General features: G+C 60.9%; 24 protein-coding genes. All 24 read right to left on the minus strand.

Translation table 11 applies throughout. The features are described 5' to 3' along the window. Window positions 1-63: 63 nt before the first annotated feature. The 24 genes from CRD60_RS06010 to adhE all read right to left on the minus strand — a co-directional run bounded on the left by CRD60_RS06010 (window position 64) and on the right by adhE (window position 14,983). Entirely contained in the window at window positions 64-624 is a 561-nt protein-coding gene (locus CRD60_RS06010; RefSeq protein WP_113860393.1) for an adenylate kinase, read from the minus strand. 101 nt (window positions 625-725) lie between these two features. After that, window positions 726-2,060 carry a preprotein translocase subunit SecY gene (gene secY / locus CRD60_RS06015; protein ID WP_113860394.1) on the minus strand — a complete coding sequence of 445 codons (1,335 nt, stop codon included), beginning with the start codon at window positions 2,058-2,060 and terminating at the stop codon, window positions 726-728. Between the two features lie 215 nt (window positions 2,061-2,275). Then, complete coding sequence (gene rplO, locus CRD60_RS06020; RefSeq protein WP_113860395.1) at window positions 2,276-2,734, minus strand: 50S ribosomal protein L15; 459 nt, start codon at window positions 2,732-2,734, stop codon at window positions 2,276-2,278. A 2-nt stretch (window positions 2,735-2,736) separates the two neighbouring features. Then, window positions 2,737-2,919, minus strand: coding sequence for a 50S ribosomal protein L30 (gene rpmD / locus CRD60_RS06025; protein ID WP_113860396.1), 183 nt, complete (start codon window positions 2,917-2,919; stop codon window positions 2,737-2,739). Continuing rightward, window positions 2,919-3,662, minus strand: coding sequence for a 30S ribosomal protein S5 (gene rpsE / locus CRD60_RS06030; RefSeq protein ID WP_113860397.1), 744 nt, complete (start codon window positions 3,660-3,662; stop codon window positions 2,919-2,921). The genes rpmD and rpsE overlap by 1 nt, the downstream gene beginning before the upstream one ends. Beyond that, window positions 3,659-4,030, minus strand: a complete 372-nt coding sequence (gene rplR / locus CRD60_RS06035; protein WP_113860398.1) for a 50S ribosomal protein L18 — start codon at window positions 4,028-4,030, stop codon at window positions 3,659-3,661. Before rplR ends, rpsE begins: the two co-directional genes overlap by 4 nt. 1 nt (window position 4,031) lies before the next feature. Next, window positions 4,032-4,571, minus strand: coding sequence for a 50S ribosomal protein L6 (gene rplF, locus CRD60_RS06040; RefSeq protein ID WP_113860399.1), 540 nt, complete (start codon window positions 4,569-4,571; stop codon window positions 4,032-4,034). 15 nt (window positions 4,572-4,586) lie between these two features. Then, complete coding sequence (gene rpsH / locus CRD60_RS06045; protein WP_113860400.1) at window positions 4,587-4,985, minus strand: 30S ribosomal protein S8; 399 nt, start codon at window positions 4,983-4,985, stop codon at window positions 4,587-4,589. A gap of 82 nt (window positions 4,986-5,067) precedes the next feature. Continuing rightward, window positions 5,068-5,253: a type Z 30S ribosomal protein S14 gene (locus CRD60_RS06050; RefSeq protein ID WP_091847705.1), complete on the minus strand. Its 186-nt coding sequence runs from the start codon at window positions 5,251-5,253 to the stop codon at window positions 5,068-5,070. A 1-nt stretch (window position 5,254) separates the two neighbouring features. Further along, entirely contained in the window at window positions 5,255-5,836 is a 582-nt protein-coding gene (rplE, locus tag CRD60_RS06055; protein ID WP_113860401.1) for a 50S ribosomal protein L5, read from the minus strand. Next, complete coding sequence (gene rplX / locus CRD60_RS06060; RefSeq protein WP_113860402.1) at window positions 5,833-6,168, minus strand: 50S ribosomal protein L24; 336 nt, start codon at window positions 6,166-6,168, stop codon at window positions 5,833-5,835. Before rplX ends, rplE begins: the two co-directional genes overlap by 4 nt. 2 nt (window positions 6,169-6,170) lie before the next feature. Beyond that, entirely contained in the window at window positions 6,171-6,539 is a 369-nt protein-coding gene (gene rplN / locus CRD60_RS06065) for a 50S ribosomal protein L14 (RefSeq protein ID WP_113860403.1), read from the minus strand. A 70-nt stretch (window positions 6,540-6,609) separates the two neighbouring features. Beyond that, window positions 6,610-6,876 (minus strand): 30S ribosomal protein S17, encoded by a 267-nt coding sequence (rpsQ, locus tag CRD60_RS06070; RefSeq protein ID WP_113860404.1) that lies wholly within the window; start codon window positions 6,874-6,876, stop codon window positions 6,610-6,612. Between the two features lie 2 nt (window positions 6,877-6,878). Then, a complete protein-coding gene (rpmC, locus tag CRD60_RS06075) occupies window positions 6,879-7,136 on the minus strand; it encodes a 50S ribosomal protein L29 (protein ID WP_113860405.1) in 258 nt (85 codons plus the stop codon). After that, complete coding sequence (rplP, locus tag CRD60_RS06080) at window positions 7,136-7,555, minus strand: 50S ribosomal protein L16 (protein ID WP_113860406.1); 420 nt, start codon at window positions 7,553-7,555, stop codon at window positions 7,136-7,138. Before rplP ends, rpmC begins: the two co-directional genes overlap by 1 nt. A 4-nt stretch (window positions 7,556-7,559) precedes the next feature. Beyond that, entirely contained in the window at window positions 7,560-8,411 is an 852-nt protein-coding gene (rpsC, locus tag CRD60_RS06085) for a 30S ribosomal protein S3 (RefSeq protein WP_113860407.1), read from the minus strand. Window position 8,412: 1 nt separating this feature from the next. Next, on the minus strand, window positions 8,413-8,772 hold the full coding sequence (gene rplV, locus CRD60_RS06090) for a 50S ribosomal protein L22 (protein ID WP_113860408.1): 360 nt from the start codon (window positions 8,770-8,772) through the stop codon (window positions 8,413-8,415). Between the two features lie 17 nt (window positions 8,773-8,789). Further along, entirely contained in the window at window positions 8,790-9,068 is a 279-nt protein-coding gene (gene rpsS, locus CRD60_RS06095; protein ID WP_113860409.1) for a 30S ribosomal protein S19, read from the minus strand. A 15-nt stretch (window positions 9,069-9,083) separates the two neighbouring features. Beyond that, window positions 9,084-9,914, minus strand: a complete 831-nt coding sequence (gene rplB, locus CRD60_RS06100; protein WP_113860410.1) for a 50S ribosomal protein L2 — start codon at window positions 9,912-9,914, stop codon at window positions 9,084-9,086. Between the two features lie 35 nt (window positions 9,915-9,949). Further along, on the minus strand, window positions 9,950-10,246 hold the full coding sequence (rplW, locus tag CRD60_RS06105) for a 50S ribosomal protein L23 (protein ID WP_113860411.1): 297 nt from the start codon (window positions 10,244-10,246) through the stop codon (window positions 9,950-9,952). 5 nt (window positions 10,247-10,251) lie between these two features. Further along, a complete protein-coding gene (gene rplD, locus CRD60_RS06110) occupies window positions 10,252-10,917 on the minus strand; it encodes a 50S ribosomal protein L4 (protein WP_113860412.1) in 666 nt (221 codons plus the stop codon). A gap of 6 nt (window positions 10,918-10,923) precedes the next feature. Then, window positions 10,924-11,574, minus strand: a complete 651-nt coding sequence (rplC, locus tag CRD60_RS06115; protein ID WP_113860413.1) for a 50S ribosomal protein L3 — start codon at window positions 11,572-11,574, stop codon at window positions 10,924-10,926. Window positions 11,575-11,590: 16 nt separating this feature from the next. After that, entirely contained in the window at window positions 11,591-11,899 is a 309-nt protein-coding gene (gene rpsJ / locus CRD60_RS06120) for a 30S ribosomal protein S10 (protein WP_003808013.1), read from the minus strand. 396 nt (window positions 11,900-12,295) lie between these two features. Further along, window positions 12,296-14,983 (minus strand): bifunctional acetaldehyde-CoA/alcohol dehydrogenase, encoded by a 2,688-nt coding sequence (gene adhE, locus CRD60_RS06125; protein WP_236630876.1) that lies wholly within the window; start codon window positions 14,981-14,983, stop codon window positions 12,296-12,298. Window positions 14,984-15,074: the final 91 nt, after the last annotated feature.

Raw genomic sequence — 15,074 nt, forward strand, 5'->3', positions numbered from 1 at the left:
AACACTCGGCGTGTCCCTACCCCGCTTGATGAACGACGGCAAGCCGCCGTTTCCTCATATCCGCTAGCTCAATCCCTGGATAATCCGCTGGTTGATCTCGTCAACCTCACCGACCCCATCCACGGACAGGAGCTTCCCCCGCTGCTCGAAGACGTCGAGCAGCGGTGCTGTCTCCCGGTCGTAGGTCTCCAGTCGCTCACGGATGGCAGCAGGGGTATCGTCAGGACGCCCCTCCTCCTTGGCACGCTTCTCCATACGCTTGAAGAGCACTTCCCTGGAAGCCTCCAGGGCGATGACATGGTCCAGTTGCTGGTCCATCTGTGCGAGCATGTCGTCCAAGGCATGCACCTGAGCGATGGTCCTGGGGTAGCCATCAAGGATCCAACCGTTCCTGACATCGTCCATGCCCAGACGATCCTCGACAATCCTGTTGGTCAGATCATCCGGAACCAACTGGCCCTTATCCATGTAGGTCTGGGCCTGAACCCCGAGGGGGGTCTGGTTCTTCAGGTTGTAACGGAAGATGTCTCCAGTGGAGATGGCGGGAATGCCGTAGCGCTTACTGAGCAGGGCGGCCTGGGTTCCTTTGCCGACACCCTGGGGTCCCATAATCAACAGACGCATAATCAACGTACCTTCCTTGAGGACTGCTGTTGTTACCACTGGTTCTTTGCCAGTTTGCAAGGCTGCCCCGGTGCCTGTCGGCAACGGGACAGCTCAATGATTTACTTGCCTTCGACGTGCTCCGTATTCTCGAAGAGGAAGCCGGTGTATTGGAACTGCTCTGTCTGCGCCTTGGCCTGCCGCAGGGTGTCCAGGCCGACACCCGCGATGATCAGGATGGTGGTACCACCGAAGGGCAGCTGGTTGTTGAGCCCCAGGGCCATGATCAGCACGGTGGGAATCAGCGCCACGAAGAGGAGGTAGACAGCACCGACCGTGTTCAAGCGGTTCAGGACGTACTTGAGGTAGCGGGAGGTGGCCGAGCCGGCGCGGATGCCGGGAATGAAGCCGCCATATTCCTTCATGTTGTCCGCCGTCTCGTCCGGGTCGAAGGTGATCGACGTGTAGAAGAAGCAGAAGAACACGATCATCAACGAATAGATCGCTATGTACCAGATCGAGGTGGTGTTGGCAAAGTTGTCATTGATCCAGGTGGCCCACTTCTCCTTGGGGGCGAACTGGGCGATCAGGGTCGGAATGGCCAGGATCGAGGAGGCGAAGATGGGCGGGATGACGCCGGACATGTTGATCTTCAAGGGCAGGTAGGTGGAGGATCCGCCGTACATCTTCCGGCCGATCATCCGCCGGGTGTACTGGACGGGAATCCTGCGCTGGGAAAGCTCAACGAAATCCACGAGGATGAGGATGACAATCAGCACGGCGGTGACGATGCCGAACTTGGTCCAGTCGCCGTTCTTGCCGTCGGTGCCCCAACCGATCTCCCAAAGCTTGGGCAGGAAACCGGAGCAGATGGACATGAAGATCAGTATGGACATGCCCTGGCCAATGCCCTTGTCGGTGATGAGCTCGGCCATCCACATGATCAGACCGGTGCCGCCGGTCATGACCATGACCATGACGACCAGGTTCCAGACGGACTCATCCGGGATGACCTTGCCGCACTGGTAGTTGAAGAGGGCACCGGAACGGGCGGTGACCAGGATGGTGGTGGATTGGAGTATGGCCAGGCCGATGGTCAGGTACCGAGTGTACTGGGTCAGCTTGGTCTCGCCGGACTGCCCTTCCTTGTGGAGGGCCTCAAAACGGGGAATGACCACACGCAGCAGCTGGATAACGATTGAAGCCGTGATATAGGGCATGACACCCAAGGCGAAAATCGACAGCTGGAGCATGGCACCGCCGGAGAAGAGGTTCACCAGACCGACAAAGTTCTCCTGGTTATTGGACAGCGTGCTCACACACTGACTAACAACCTTATAATCCACACCCGGGGTAGGTATGAAAGAACCAATCCGGTAGATGATAATCATGCCAAGCACGAAGAGAATCTTGTGTCTCAACTCCTTGGTCCTTAAGGCCTGGATTAACGTCCTCACCTGGGGTTTCCTTCCCTTGTAGCGCGTTGACCACGCACCCATGCAAACAGTCTCTCAGCATAGAGCCTAACTTAGACCGTCTACCTCCGTGTCCGTCATCGGACCGATGGCAGCGTCCTCTCCCCAATGTCAGGCATCTTGCTCATGTGAAAGGCTCTCCCCGCCTGGTACGGGGAGAGCCAACCTAACAGCCCTCAGCGTGTCCCGTCAGAGCATTACTCCTCTGAGATGGAACCGCCTGCGGCCTCAATCTTGCTCTTGGCGGATGCCGAGGCCTTGACGCCCTTGAGCTTGAAGGCCTGCTGGCACTCGCCGTCGCCCAGAACCTTGACCGGGTAACCGTGACGCACAGCGCCCTGCTCTATCAGATCCTCGACAGTGACCTCGCCGCCCTTGGGGAAGAGCTTGGCCAGAGTCGAGATGTTGACGACCTGGAACTCCTTCTTGAAGGGGCTCTTGAAGCCACGGAGCTTGGGCAGACGCATGTACAGAGGCAACTGACCACCTTCGAAGCCAGGACGAACCTGATAGCGCTTCTTGGTGCCCTTGTCACCACGGCCTGAGGTCTTACCCTTGGAACCCTCACCACGACCGACACGGGTACGTTCCTTCTTGGCACCGGGGGCCGGGCGCAGATCATGCATCTGCAGGATGGTGTTTTCTTCACTTGCCATAATCAATCAGTCTCCTCAATGGTGACCAAGTGGCGCACAGCGTTGGCCAGACCACGGTTTGCGGGGGTGTCCTCACGCACAACGCTCTGACCGATCTTGCGAAGACCAAGGGTCTGGACGGAAGCGCGCTGGTTGGGCTTCTGGTTGACCAGTCCCTTGACCAAGGTGATCTTAATCTGTGCCATCACTCACCATCCTTTGCATCGGACTTGCTCTGGGCGGCCTCAGCCTTGGCGTCCTCACGGGCCTGACGGGCCTCGGCGATGCCTTCGGCGCGGGCACGCAGGAGGGCATCGGGGACGACCTCCTCCATGGACAGACCACGGCGGGCGGCGATCTCCTCAGGGTCTTCAAGGTTCTTGAGGGCATCCACGGTGGCGCGCACCACGTTGACAGCGGTGGCCGATCCCATGGACTTGGTCAGGATGTCGGTGATGCCTGCGCACTCCATAACAGCGCGAACAGCACCACCGGCGATAACGCCGGTACCCGGAGCAGCCGGACGAAGCAGAACGGTGCCTGCCGCATCATGGCCGATGATGGGGTGAGGAACCGTGCCCTTGATGCGCGGCACAGTAAACATGTGCTTCTTGGCGTCCAGCTGGCCCTTGGCGATGGCCGCCGGGACCTCACGGGACTTGCCATAGCCCACACCCACGGTGCCCTTGCCGTCACCAACCACCACGAGGGCGGCGAAACTGAAGGTACGGCCACCCTTGTGGGTTTTGGAAACACGGTTGATGGTCACCACGCGGTCGAGCAGCTCGTCTGCATGGTTCTCTTCACGGCGGCCACGGTTGCCACGGCCACTGCCGTGACGGCCGTGACGGTTGCGGCGACCCTTGCTGTCATCGCCCTGCTCCTGAGTGGAAGCCTGGGCATTCTGAGTTTCTTCAGCCACTTGGGTTTCCTTTTCCTGATCGCTCATAGTGCCAGACCTCCCTCGCGGGCGCCCTCAGCGACAGCTGCGACGCGACCATGATACTTGTTGCCGCCACGATCGAACACGACTGCGGATATGCCCGCGTCCTTGGCCTTCTTGGCGATGAGCGTACCGACCTGCTTGGCAGCCTCGGTCTTGGTTCCCTTGAAATCAGCGAAATCAGCGGCCAGTGTGCTCTGGCTGACCAGAGTTACACCCTTGGTGTCATCAACCAACTGGGCCACCATGTGGCGGTTGGAACGGGTGACCACCAGGCGGGGCAGCTCGGCGGTACCGGAGATATGCTTGCGCAGACGGGCATGGCGGCGCAGTCTTGCGACCTTCTTGCCCTTACCGAGAATCTTCACGGTCATATCACTTACCAGCCTTTCCAGCCTTGCGCACAATGTGCTCGTCAGAGTACTTGATGCCCTTGCCCTTGTAGGGTTCGGGGGCGCGCAGCTTGCGGATGTTCGCGGCAGCCTGGCCAACGGCCTGCTTGTCGTTGCCCTTGACGATCACCTGGTTGGCGTTGGGCAGTTCAAACTCAATGCCTTCCGGGGGATCGACCGTGATGGTATGGGAGTAACCCAGGGAGAACTCGATGCCCTTGCCCTTCTTCTGGGCGCGGTAACCCGTACCCACGATGTCGAGGGTCTTGGAGAAGCCACTGTGCACACCCTGGACCATGGAGGCGACGAGCGAACGGGCCAGACCGTGCATGGCACGGGTGGTGCGCTCATCATCAACCGGGGTCAGCACGATGGACTGGTCCTCGACCTTGGCGGTGATGCCTTCGGGGATCTCATAGGAGTCAGAACCCTTGGGGCCCTTGACTGAGAAGGACTGACCCTTGATGGTCACGTCTACGCCGTCAGGAATGGTGACGGGGAGCTTACCGATATGTGATGCCATGTTTGCTCTCCTTTCTCACCAAACGAAGGCGACGATTTCGCCACCAATGCCCCTATCGAGGCATTCCTTTTGTGTCAGCAATCCCGAACTGGTCGAGATGATGGCGATTCCCAGACCACCCAAAGGCATGGGCAGGGAGTCCGACTTCGCGTAACGGCGCAGGCCGGGCTTGGAAATACGCTTGATGCCCTGAATGGACTGCTCGCCGTGGGGGCCATACTTGAGGGTGACCTCAAGGGTCTGGCCCACGCGGGCCTCCTTGGCTGCGAAGTCCTTGATGTAGCCTTCACGCTTCAGGATCTGGGCGATGTTCGCCTTGAACTTGGAATACGGCATTTCAACGGTCTCGTGCTTTGCCGCACTCGCATTACGCAGACGCGTCAGCATATCTGCGATGGGATCTGTCATTGTCATGTGGGCTAACGCCCTTTCTCGCCATGGTTTCCTTTGCCTGATCGGGAATCCGAACCAGGCAAAGGACCTTCAGCGTCGATCTTTACCAACTGGACTTCGTAACTCCGGGCAACTCACCGCGGTGTGCCTTCTCACGAAGGCAGATGCGGCAGAGCCCGAACTTGCGATATACGGAGTGGGGACGGCCACAAACCTGGCAGCGCGTGTAGCCGCGCACCTTGAACTTCGGCTTGGCGGCCGCCTTGTTCCTCAGAGCGGTTTTTGCCATATCAGTTCTCCTTGAAAGGGAATCCAAGATGCTTGAGCAGGGCCCTAGCTTCCTTGTCATCCTTGGTGCTGGTCACCACGGTGATGTCCATACCACGCTGGTGGTCGATCTGATCGGGATCAATCTCGTGGAACATGGACTGCTCGGTCAGACCAAAGTTGTAGTTTCCCTGGCCATCGAACTGCTTGCCGGAGATGCCGCGGAAGTCGCGGATACGAGGCAGAGCGAGGGTCAGCAGACGGTCCAGGAACTCCCACATGCGCTCACCACGCAAGGTGACGTATGCGCCGATTGCCTGGCCCTCACGCAGGTGGAACTGCGCAACGGACTTCTTGGCGATGGTAATCTTCGGCTTCTGGCCGGTGATCAGGGTCAGGTCCTTGACGGCGCCCTCGATGAGCTTGGAGTCGCGTGCAGCGGCACCCACACCCATGGAGACGACAACCTTCTGGACCTTGGCAACCTGCATGGGATTGGAGTAGGTGAACTCCTTCTCGAGTTCAGGCACGATCTCATCCATGTAGCGCTGCTTCAGACGGGGAACCTTGGGTGCCTCGACGGCGATTGCTTCGGTGTCGCTCATGCCAGCTCCTTTCCGGACTTCTTGGCGATGCGCACACGCACGTTCTTCACCTTGCCGTCACGGGCCTCCTGGGTGACCTTGACGCCGACACGGGTCGGTTCCTTGGTCTCAGGATCGATGACCATGACATTGGAACGATGAATCGGAGCCTCAGTGGGGACAATTCCCGCCTGCTGACCCTCCTGGGTGGCGCGCACATGCTTCTTGACGATTTGAACGCCTTCGACGATCAGCTTGTCGTTGGGCAGGACCCGCAGGACCTTGCCCTCCTTGCCGCGATCCTTGCCGCGGATGACCTTGACCTGGTCGCCCGACTTGATCTTGGCTACCATTATCAGATCACCTCCGGTGCGAGGGACACGATCTTCATGAAGCGCTTGTCGCGCAGTTCACGACCGACCGGTCCGAAGATACGAGTGCCCTTGGGTTCACGGCCTGAGCCGAGAATCACTGCAGCATTCTCGTCGAACTTGATATAGGAGCCGTCGTTGCGGCGGTGCTCCTTGACAGTACGGACGACAACGGCCTTGACCACTTCGCCCTTCTTGACCGACCCGCCGGGGATTGCATCCTTGACGGTGGCGACGATTACGTCGCCGATGCCGGCATAGCGTCGCTTCGACCCGCCGAGCACGCGGATGGCCAGAATCTCCTTGGCACCCGTGTTGTCGGCGACGTGAAGCCGCGATTCCTGCTGAATCATTGATTCTCCTTAGCCGAGCTGGTTCTCCCCGGCCACCATGAAGGTGAGCCGCGGAGCCTTGCCGAACTTGTTACTTGGCGCGCTCGACGATCGAGTCGAGACGCCAACGCTTGGTCTTGCTCAAGGGCCGAGTCTCCATAATACTCACGATGTCACCAATGTGGGCATCGTTGTGTTCATCATGGACCTTGACCTTGCGAGTGGTACGAACGACCTTGCCGTACAGAGGGTGGGTCGAACGCTGCTCAAGCTCAACGGTAATCGTCTTGTCCATGGCATCGGACACGACGGAGCCGGTATGAACCTTGCGGAAGTTGCGAGTGCTCTCTTCAGCCATGCTTACTTCTCCTCAGCTTTAGTATCGGATGCTGTCGGCTCCTGGCTGATGCCAAGCTCACGCTCACGAAGGACGGTGTACATCCTGGCGATGTCGTGCTTGACGGCCTTGATGCGGGCGGAACCCGTCAGCTGGCCGGTCGCTGCCTGGAAGCGCAGGTTAAAGAGCTCTTCCTTGGACTTCTTCAGGAAATCCTCAATCTCAACGTTGGTCTTCTCGCCCAACTTCTCGACCGAATACTCTGCAGTTCCTAGAGACATCAGATGTCACCACCTTCACGTGCGATAATGCGGCACTTCATGGGGAGCTTGTCAATGGCACGACGAAGGGCCTCACGGGCCACATCCTCGCTGACGCCACCAATCTCGAACATCACACGGCCAGGGTGCACGTTGGCGATCCAGAACTCGGGCGTACCCTTACCGGAACCCATTCGCGAACCCAGCGGGTGCTTGGTCAAGGGGCGATCGGGGAAGATCGTGATCCACACACGGCCGCCACGCTTGATGTAACGGGTCATGGCGATACGAGCCGCCTCAATCTGCCGGTTGGTGATGTAGGCAGGGGCCAGGGCCTGGATGCCGAAATCGCCGAAGGAGATCTCGTTGCCACCCTTTGACATACCCCGACGGGTGGGCCGCTGCTGTTTACGGTACTTTGTTCTCTTTGGGATAAGCATCTGCTCACTCCTTCGTTTCCGTGGTGGCAGGAGCCGACTGCTCGGCGACCGGCGCCGCCTGTGCAGCGGAAGCCTGAGCCGCAGCCGCCTGCTGGCCTTCGGCCTTCGGGGCTCCGCTGGCGCCCGGGCGCTGGCCACGGCGGGGGCGACGATCGCCACCGCGACGTCCACCATTGCCGCGGGCACCCTGCTGGGCCTGCTGCTCTTCGAACTCGCGTTCGGTCATGTCACCCTTGTAGATCCAGACCTTGACACCTATGCGGCCATAAGTGGTCCTGGCCTCGAAGAAGCCATAATCAATCAGGGCGCGCAGGGTCTGCAGGGGGACTCGACCTTCGCGGTAGAACTCGGAACGACTCATCTCGGCGCCACCAAGGCGGCCGGAGAGCTTGATGCGGATACCCTTGGCACCGGCGCGCATGGCGTCCTGCTGGGCCTTGCGCATGGCACGACGGAAGGTGACGCGGTTGGTCAGCTGCTCGGCGATGCCCTGAGCAACCAGCTGGGCATCGAGGGCGGCGTTCTTAACCTCGAAGATGTTGAGCTGAATCTGCTTGCCCGTGATCTTCTCCAGCTTGGCGCGAACACGCTCGGCCTCCGCACCACGGCGGCCGATGACGATGCCCGGACGAGCGGTGTGGATGTCCACACGCACACGGTCACGGGTCCGCTCGATGATGATCTTGGAAACGCCTGCGCGCTCCAGATCCTTGCTCATCTCCTTGCGGATCTTGTCGTCTTCCAGGACGAAGTCGCGGTAACGCTCCCCCGGCTTGTTGGAATCGGAGAACCACTTGGAACGGTGATCTTCAGTGATGCCCAGGCGATAGCCAAAGGGATTGATCTTCTGACCCATATTAGCGGTTTCCTTCCTTCTGGGCGACGACGACCGTAATGTGGCTGGTCCGCTTGTTGATGCGGCCGGCCCGGCCTTGTGCACGAGCGCGGAAACGCTTGAGGGTCACGCCCTCGTCCACGTAGGTCTCCTTGATGACCAGGTCATTCTCACGGAAGGCCTCACCGGCCTTATCTGCCTTGACGCGGGCGTTGGCGATCGCGCTCTCCAGGACCTTGCGCACGGGAACCGCGGCATCCTGGGGTGCGAATTTCAAGATGGTGATGGCTTCTACCGCTTGCTTTCCTCGGATGAGGTCGACCATGCGGCGAGCCTTGCGCGGCGTCACGCGGACGTGACGTGCAATTGCTTTAGCTTCCATAAAGTCTTTACTCTCCTTTAGCGGCGTGCCTTTTTGTCGTCCTTCACGTGACCCTTGAAGGTCTTCGTGGGGGCGAACTCACCGAGCTTGTGGCCGACCATGGCCTCGGTGACGAACACCGGGACATGCTTGCGGCCGTCGTGAACGGCAAAGGTGTGTCCGATGAAATCAGGTGTGATCATCGAGCGACGCGACCAGGTCTTGATGACGTTGTGCGTGCCTTTTTCGTTCTGGTCGTCGACTTTCTTCTGTAAGTGGGCGTCGACGAAGGGGCCCTTCTTGATGCTACGAGTCATCTGAGTGACGCTCCCTTACTTACGATTCTTGCCATTGGGACGACGACGAACAATCATCTTGTTCGAGGCCTTCTTGGGATGACGGGTACGAACCTCGCCCTTGCCCCACGGAGACACTGGCGGCTTGCCACCGCGTGTACGACCGCCGTGCGGGTGGTCGACCGGGTTCATGGACTCACCACGGGTGTGGGGGCGGCGGCCGAGCCAGCGTGCGCGACCGGCCTTGCCCAGGTCGATGTTGGCGTGGTCACCGTTGCCGACCTCGCCGACCGTTGCACGGCAGCGGGCATCGACGTTGCGGATCTCACCGGAGGGCATACGCAGCTGGGCGTAGGCACCGTCCTTGGCGACCAGCTGGACGCCAGCGCCGGCGGACCGGGCGATCTTGGCTCCACCCAGGGGGCGCAGCTCGATGGCGTGCACCACGGTACCGGTGGGGATGTTGCGCAGGGGCAGGTTGCTGCCGGGCTTGATGTCGGCCTTGGGGCCGGTCTCAATGAGGTCACCCTGCTTGACACCTTCGGGAGCGATGATGTAGCGCTTCTCACCATCTGCATAATGCAGGAGGGCAATTCGGGCGGAACGGTTGGGATCGTATTCGATCTCGGCGACCTTGGCGGGCACCCCGTCCTTGTCCCAACGCTTGAAATCAATGAGACGATACTGGCGCTTGTGGCCGCCGCCGCGGTGGCGGGAGGTCATACGGCCGTAAGAGTTGCGACCACCAGTCTTGCTGAGCTTGCGTACCAGCGACTTCTCAGGAGTCGAACGCGTAATCTCGGAGAAGTCCGAGACCGAAGCGTTGCGACGGCCTGCAGTCGTCGGCTTATAAACGCGGATAGCCATAATGTAGTTCTTCCTTTGACTTTCTCGGCTAGCCTTCAGTTACCGAAGATGTCGATGCTCTGACCCTCTGCCACGGTGACGATGGCACGCTTCTGTGAGGCGCGCTGACCGAAACCGGTGCGGGTGCGCTGCTTCTTGCCAGCGCGGTTGAGGGTGTTGACGTTCGTCACCTTGACCTTGAAGATCGATTCGATTGCCTGCTTGATCTGCACCTTGTTGGCGTCCGGGGACACCAGGAAGGTGTACTGGCCACGATCGGCGCCGGCGTAGCTCTTCTCGGAGACGACGGGCTTGATGATGACATCATGAGCGGGCTTGTGGATTGCGACCATGGAAATCAGTCCTCCTTGGCTTTCGGCTCGGTCTTCGCCGCAATGAAGGCATCGAAACCTTCCTTGCTGAAGACGACGTACTGAGCGGTGACCACGTCATAGGTGTTCAGCTGGTCAGCAAAGAGCACGTGAACCGTGGGGATGTTGCGCACGGAGAGCCACTCGTTGATGTTATCGCGGGAGAGCACGACCGTGGTGAACTTGTTCTCGGTCACCGGGGTCAGCGCGGCCACAGCGGCCTTGGTGGAGGGAGCATCCTTGATGCCCAGGTCCACGACGGCGATGCGGTCGGCGTTGGCGCGGTCGGAAAGGATGTAGCGCAGGGCTGCTGCCTTCATCTTCTTGGGGGTGCGCTGATCGTACTTGCGCGGAACCGGTCCGTGGACGACACCACCGTGGACCCACTGCGGGGCGCGGATGGAGCCTTGACGGGCGCGGCCGGTGCCCTTCTGCTTCCAGGGCTTCTTGCCACCCCCGGAGACCATGCCCCGGGTCTTGACAGCGTGGGTGCCCTGACGGGCGGCGGCCAGCTGTGCGATGACGACCTGGTGGATCAGCGGGACGTGAGCCTCGATCTCCTCATGGGAGAGGCCGAAGATCTCGGCCGGAGCGTCTATGGTGCCCTTGGACTTACCCTTGGCGTCCGTGACCTTAAGCGTAACTTGTGCCATGATCTATCAAGCTCCCTTCACAGCGGTGCGGACCAGGACAATGCCACCCTTGGGACCGGGAACCGCACCCTTGATGGCGAGAACACCGTTCTCGACATCCGAGGAGATGACAGTCAGGTTCTGCACGGTCAGAGTGTCATGGCCCATACGACCGGCCATGCGCTTGCCCTTGAGAATACGGCTGGGCGTTGCGCAGGCACCGACTGAACCGGGGCGACGTTCGTTCTTGTGGGAGCCGTGGGTACGACGGTAGGACTTGAAGCCCCAGCGCTTGATGGTACCTGCGAAGCCCTTGCCCTTGGTGGTGCCGGTCACATCGACCTCGACACCCTCGGGGAAGACCTCGGCTGTCAGTTCCTGACCGGGCTCGAAGCTCTCGGCGCTGTCCGTACGGACCTCGACCAGGTGGCGACGGGGAGTGACTCCAGCCTTGGCGAAGTGGCCGGCAAGCGGCTTGGTCACCTTGGTGGGATCAATCTGGCCATAGCCCAGTTGAACGGCCTTGTAGCCGTCCGACTCGTCGGACTTGACGACGGTGACCACGTTGGTGGACACGTCGACCAGCGTGACGGGAACGAAGAAGCCGTTCTCGTCCCAAACCTGCGACATACCGAGCTTGCGGCCCAGCAGTGCAGAGCGATTTCCATTTTGCAACATGCGGTTTCCCCCTTCCTTAGAGCTTGATCTCGATATTGACGTCCGCCGGCAAATCGATGTGCATCAGGGAGTCCACCGCCTTGGGCGTGGGATCCACGATGTCGATGAGGCGCTTGTGGGTGCGCATCTCGAAATGCTCGCGGGAATCTTTGTACTTATGAGGAGAACGGATGACAACAAACACGTTCTTCTCAGTAGGCAGAGGAACGGGGCCCACCACAGTGGCACCCGCGTTCGTGACCGTTTCGACGATCTTCTTCGCCGATTGGTCAATGACCTCATGGTCATAGGACTTAAGCCTGATGCGGATTTTCTGTCCCGCCATTGCCGTCCGCCCTTTCTAGCGATTCGTTTACTGTTTACCAACCCGTTTGAAGGACACCAGCCGCAGGACCCCCAGGGTGAACCCCGTGGTCTTGTGCATCAGTGTGCAGCCAGGCAATCTCCGGTCCGAGACCAGCTTCTACCACTGCACTCGCTTTTTTGATTCCAATATGCGAGCCCAAAACAGGCAACTTCTTAATTAAAGCACTTGGGGTGCCCTGCAGAATTCGGGCGTGTCGTCAGCCAATGCCTGCGCTTCCTGCCCTCCGCCCCTCCCCCGAAACAACCAAACCGCCCCACCCACCATGGGTTGCAAGCCACTGGTTGGCAGTAAAGTGGCTCATCGCCTGGACGGTGGTGGGGCGGTTGAATATGGCTAGGCAAGGCCGGGCCTGGGCTAACGCTGGGAGGGCTCCTCCATGGCGACCCCGCCCTCACGCTCGGCCCGCAGGCGGTGGCCCTGCTCCTGGGGGACGCCGTAATAGGCCGCGATGGCGATATCCTTCATGTCCTCGATCATGGGGACCCGGGGGTTGGCTGGAGTGCACTGGTCCTCGTAGGCCCTCATACCGATCTGGTCAAGGATGGACCAGAAGTAGTCCTCATCCACACCGCAGTCCTGGAAGGACCGGTTCATGCCCAGCTTATTGTCCCGGTAGTCCTCGACGGCCCTGGCCAGGGTCTCCACACCCTCGGCAGCGGTGCTTCCCGGGTCCAGCCCCAGGGTCTTGGCCAGCTCCTGGTAGCGCTCCGGGGCTACATACTTGTTGTACTTGGGCCAGGAGGTGGGCTCCTCGGGGATGGACCCGTTGTAGCGGATCACATAGGGCAGGAGGATGGAGTTGGTGCGGCCATGGGCCAGATTGCACAGGGCCCCGATGGTGTGGGCCATGCCGTGGCACATGCCCAGGAAGGCCGACCCGAAGGCCATGCCGGCCATGGTGGCGGCATTGTGCATCTTCTCCTGGGCCTCCTCACGCTCACGGCCGGGCTCCATGTTGATGGAGGGGGCCAGGTTGTCCCAGATCAGCTTGGCAGCATGCAGGGCCATGCCGTCGGTGAAGTCGTTGGCGTAGACCGACACATAGGATTCCATGGCGTGGGTCAGGGAGTCAAAGCCCGAGTCCTGGGCCAGGGTCCGGGGCTGGGTGCGGGCCAGGACCGGATCGACGATGGCCACGGTGGGGGTCAGGGCGTAGTCGGTGATTGGGTACTTGTAGCCGGTCTTGTGGTCGGTGATGACCGCGAAGGGGGTCACCTCCGAGCCGGTGCCCGAGGAGGTGGGGACGCAGACCAGCCGTGCCTTCTTGCCCAGGGGTGGGATGCGGAAGGCCCGCTTGCGGATGTCGAAGAACTTCTCGCGCACGTCGGAGAAGGAGATCTCCGGATGCTCGTAGAGAAGCCACATGATCTTGGCCGCGTCCATGGGCGAGCCGCCGCCCACGGCGATGATGGTGTCGGGCTCGAACTCCTCCCGCATCATCTCGGCGCCCCGCTCGACGGTCTCGACCGAGGGCTCCGGCTCCACATAATCAATGATGCGGAAGGTCACCTGGTGGGCACGTACCCTCAGCTGGTCGATGATCTTGTCGACCACGCCCAACTGCTCCATGGTCTTGTCGCAGACGATGACCGCCCGGCGGATGCAGTACATATCCCGCAGGTAGCGGATGGCGTTGGGCTCGAAGTAGGTCTTGGCCGGCACCTTGAACCATTGCATGTTGTTGTTCCTCCGGGCGATCCGCTTGACATTGATGAGGTTGACGGCCTGGACGTTGCCCGAGACCGAGTTGCCGCCGTAGGAACCGCAGCCCAGGGTCAGGGAGGGGGCTATGCAGTTGTAGATGTCGCCGATGCCACCCAGGGAGGAGGGCGAGTTCCAGATGATCCGGCAGGCGTGCATCCTCTGGCCGTAGCGGCGCACCAGCTCCTGGTCGTTGCTGTGGATGGCGGCGGTGTGGCCGGCGCCGTACTTGAGCATCTGCTCGCACAGGTCGAAGGCCTGGTCCTGATCCTTGGCCTTGAGGAGGGCGTGGACCGGGGCCAGCTTCTCCAAGGTCAGAGGTTCCCGCTCGCCCACCTGGGAGCATTCGGCGATCAGGATGGTGGCGTCGTCGGGAATCTCGAAGCCGGACTGCTGGGCGATCCACTGGGGGGACTTACCGGGCACTATGGAGTTGAGCTTGGGGGTCTGGCCGGAGTCACCGGTGCAGCCGAACATGAACTCCTCCAGCTTGGCCTTCTCCTCCTTGTTGACGAAGTAGGCCCTGCGGCGCTTGAACTCCTGAACCAGGGGCTGGTAGATGGCCTGGTGGGCGATGACGGCCTGCTCGGTGGCACAGATCATGCCGTAATCGAAATGCTTGGAGAGGACCAGGTCGTTGACGGCCCTGGGCACATCCACGTCCCGGTCCACGTAGGCCGGCGCGTTGCCTGCGCCCACACCCAGGGCGGGCTTGCCGGAGGAATAGGCGGCCTTGACCATGCCGGGGCCACCAGTGGCCAGAATGGTGGCGATGCCGGGATGGCGCATGAGGGCGCCGGTGGCCTCCACGGAAGGGTGCTCGATCCACTGGATGCAATCCTGGGGGGCACCGGCCTCGATGGCCGCGTCACGTACGATCCGGGCCGCCTCCGCCGAGCAGCGCTGGGCGAAGGGGTGGAAGCCGAAGATGATGGGGCAGCGGGTCTTCAGGGCGATCAAGGACTTGAAGATGGTGGTGGAGGTGGGGTTGGTCACCGGGGTGACACCGGCCACCACACCGACCGGCTCGGCGATCTCGTCGATGCCGATCACGTCGTCCTCGCTGATGATGCCGACGGTCTTCTGCTTGGCCAGGTAATGGGTGACATGCTCACAAGCGAAGATGTTCTTGGTGGCCTTGTCCTCCACCAGGCCACGGCCGGTCTCCTCCACGGCCATCCTGGCCAGGGTCAGGTGCTGGTTCAGGGCCGCGATCGAGGCCTTGGCCACAATCCGGTCGACCTGCTCCTGGTCCAGGCCCTCAAAGGCATCCAGTGCCTTGAGGCCCTTGCTGACCAGGGCATCGACCTCGGCCTGGGCTGCAGCGCTCTTATCTTTCAGCCCTGGCTTGGTTCCTGCACCCGAGGCCTGCGTGCTGCTCTGCCGGCTACTTGCGCTCTGCTCTGTCTTCGTCACGTCAATGCTCCTCAGC

Source organism: Bifidobacterium aemilianum (assembly GCF_003315635.1).
Lineage (GTDB): Bacteria > Actinomycetota > Actinomycetes > Actinomycetales > Bifidobacteriaceae > Bifidobacterium > Bifidobacterium aemilianum.

Excerpts from the sequence above, each read along its gene's own strand:
- rplX (WP_113860402.1), bottom strand. The coding sequence starts at position 6,168 with ATGGTAGCCAAGATCAAGTCGGGCGACCAGGTCAAGGTCATCCGCGGC.
- rplE (WP_113860401.1), bottom strand. The coding sequence starts at position 5,836 with ATGAGCGACACCGAAGCAATCGCCGTCGAGGCACCCAAGGTTCCCCGT.
- rplV (WP_113860408.1), bottom strand. The coding sequence starts at position 8,772 with ATGGAAGCTAAAGCAATTGCACGTCACGTCCGCGTGACGCCGCGCAAG.
- rpmD (WP_113860396.1), bottom strand. The coding sequence starts at position 2,919 with ATGGCACAGATTAAGATCACCTTGGTCAAGGGACTGGTCAACCAGAAG.
- rpsQ (WP_113860404.1), bottom strand. The coding sequence starts at position 6,876 with ATGGCTGAAGAGAGCACTCGCAACTTCCGCAAGGTTCATACCGGCTCC.
- rplF (WP_113860399.1), bottom strand. The coding sequence starts at position 4,571 with ATGGCATCACATATCGGTAAGCTCCCCGTCACCATTCCTGACGGCGTA.
- rplC (WP_113860413.1), bottom strand. The coding sequence starts at position 11,574 with ATGTTGCAAAATGGAAATCGCTCTGCACTGCTGGGCCGCAAGCTCGGT.
- rpsS (WP_113860409.1), bottom strand. The coding sequence starts at position 9,068 with ATGACTCGTAGCATCAAGAAGGGCCCCTTCGTCGACGCCCACTTACAG.
- rpsC (WP_113860407.1), bottom strand. The coding sequence starts at position 8,411 with ATGGGTCAGAAGATCAATCCCTTTGGCTATCGCCTGGGCATCACTGAA.
- rplO (WP_113860395.1), bottom strand. The coding sequence starts at position 2,734 with ATGGCAAGTGAAGAAAACACCATCCTGCAGATGCATGATCTGCGCCCG.
- rplW (WP_113860411.1), bottom strand. The coding sequence starts at position 10,246 with ATGGTCGCAATCCACAAGCCCGCTCATGATGTCATCATCAAGCCCGTC.
- CRD60_RS06050 (WP_091847705.1), bottom strand. The coding sequence starts at position 5,253 with ATGGCAAAAACCGCTCTGAGGAACAAGGCGGCCGCCAAGCCGAAGTTC.
- rplB (WP_113860410.1), bottom strand. The coding sequence starts at position 9,914 with ATGGCTATCCGCGTTTATAAGCCGACGACTGCAGGCCGTCGCAACGCT.
- CRD60_RS06010 (WP_113860393.1), bottom strand. The coding sequence starts at position 624 with ATGCGTCTGTTGATTATGGGACCCCAGGGTGTCGGCAAAGGAACCCAG.
- rplP (WP_113860406.1), bottom strand. The coding sequence starts at position 7,555 with ATGCTTATCCCAAAGAGAACAAAGTACCGTAAACAGCAGCGGCCCACC.
- rplR (WP_113860398.1), bottom strand. The coding sequence starts at position 4,030 with ATGACCGTGAAGATTCTCGGTAAGGGCAAGAAGGTCGCAAGACTGCGC.
- rpsJ (WP_003808013.1), bottom strand. The coding sequence starts at position 11,899 with ATGGCGGGACAGAAAATCCGCATCAGGCTTAAGTCCTATGACCATGAG.
- rplN (WP_113860403.1), bottom strand. The coding sequence starts at position 6,539 with ATGATTCAGCAGGAATCGCGGCTTCACGTCGCCGACAACACGGGTGCC.
- rpmC (WP_113860405.1), bottom strand. The coding sequence starts at position 7,136 with ATGTCTCTAGGAACTGCAGAGTATTCGGTCGAGAAGTTGGGCGAGAAG.
- rpsH (WP_113860400.1), bottom strand. The coding sequence starts at position 4,985 with ATGACAATGACAGATCCCATCGCAGATATGCTGACGCGTCTGCGTAAT.
- rplD (WP_113860412.1), bottom strand. The coding sequence starts at position 10,917 with ATGGCACAAGTTACGCTTAAGGTCACGGACGCCAAGGGTAAGTCCAAG.
- rpsE (WP_113860397.1), bottom strand. The coding sequence starts at position 3,662 with ATGAGCGATCAGGAAAAGGAAACCCAAGTGGCTGAAGAAACTCAGAAT.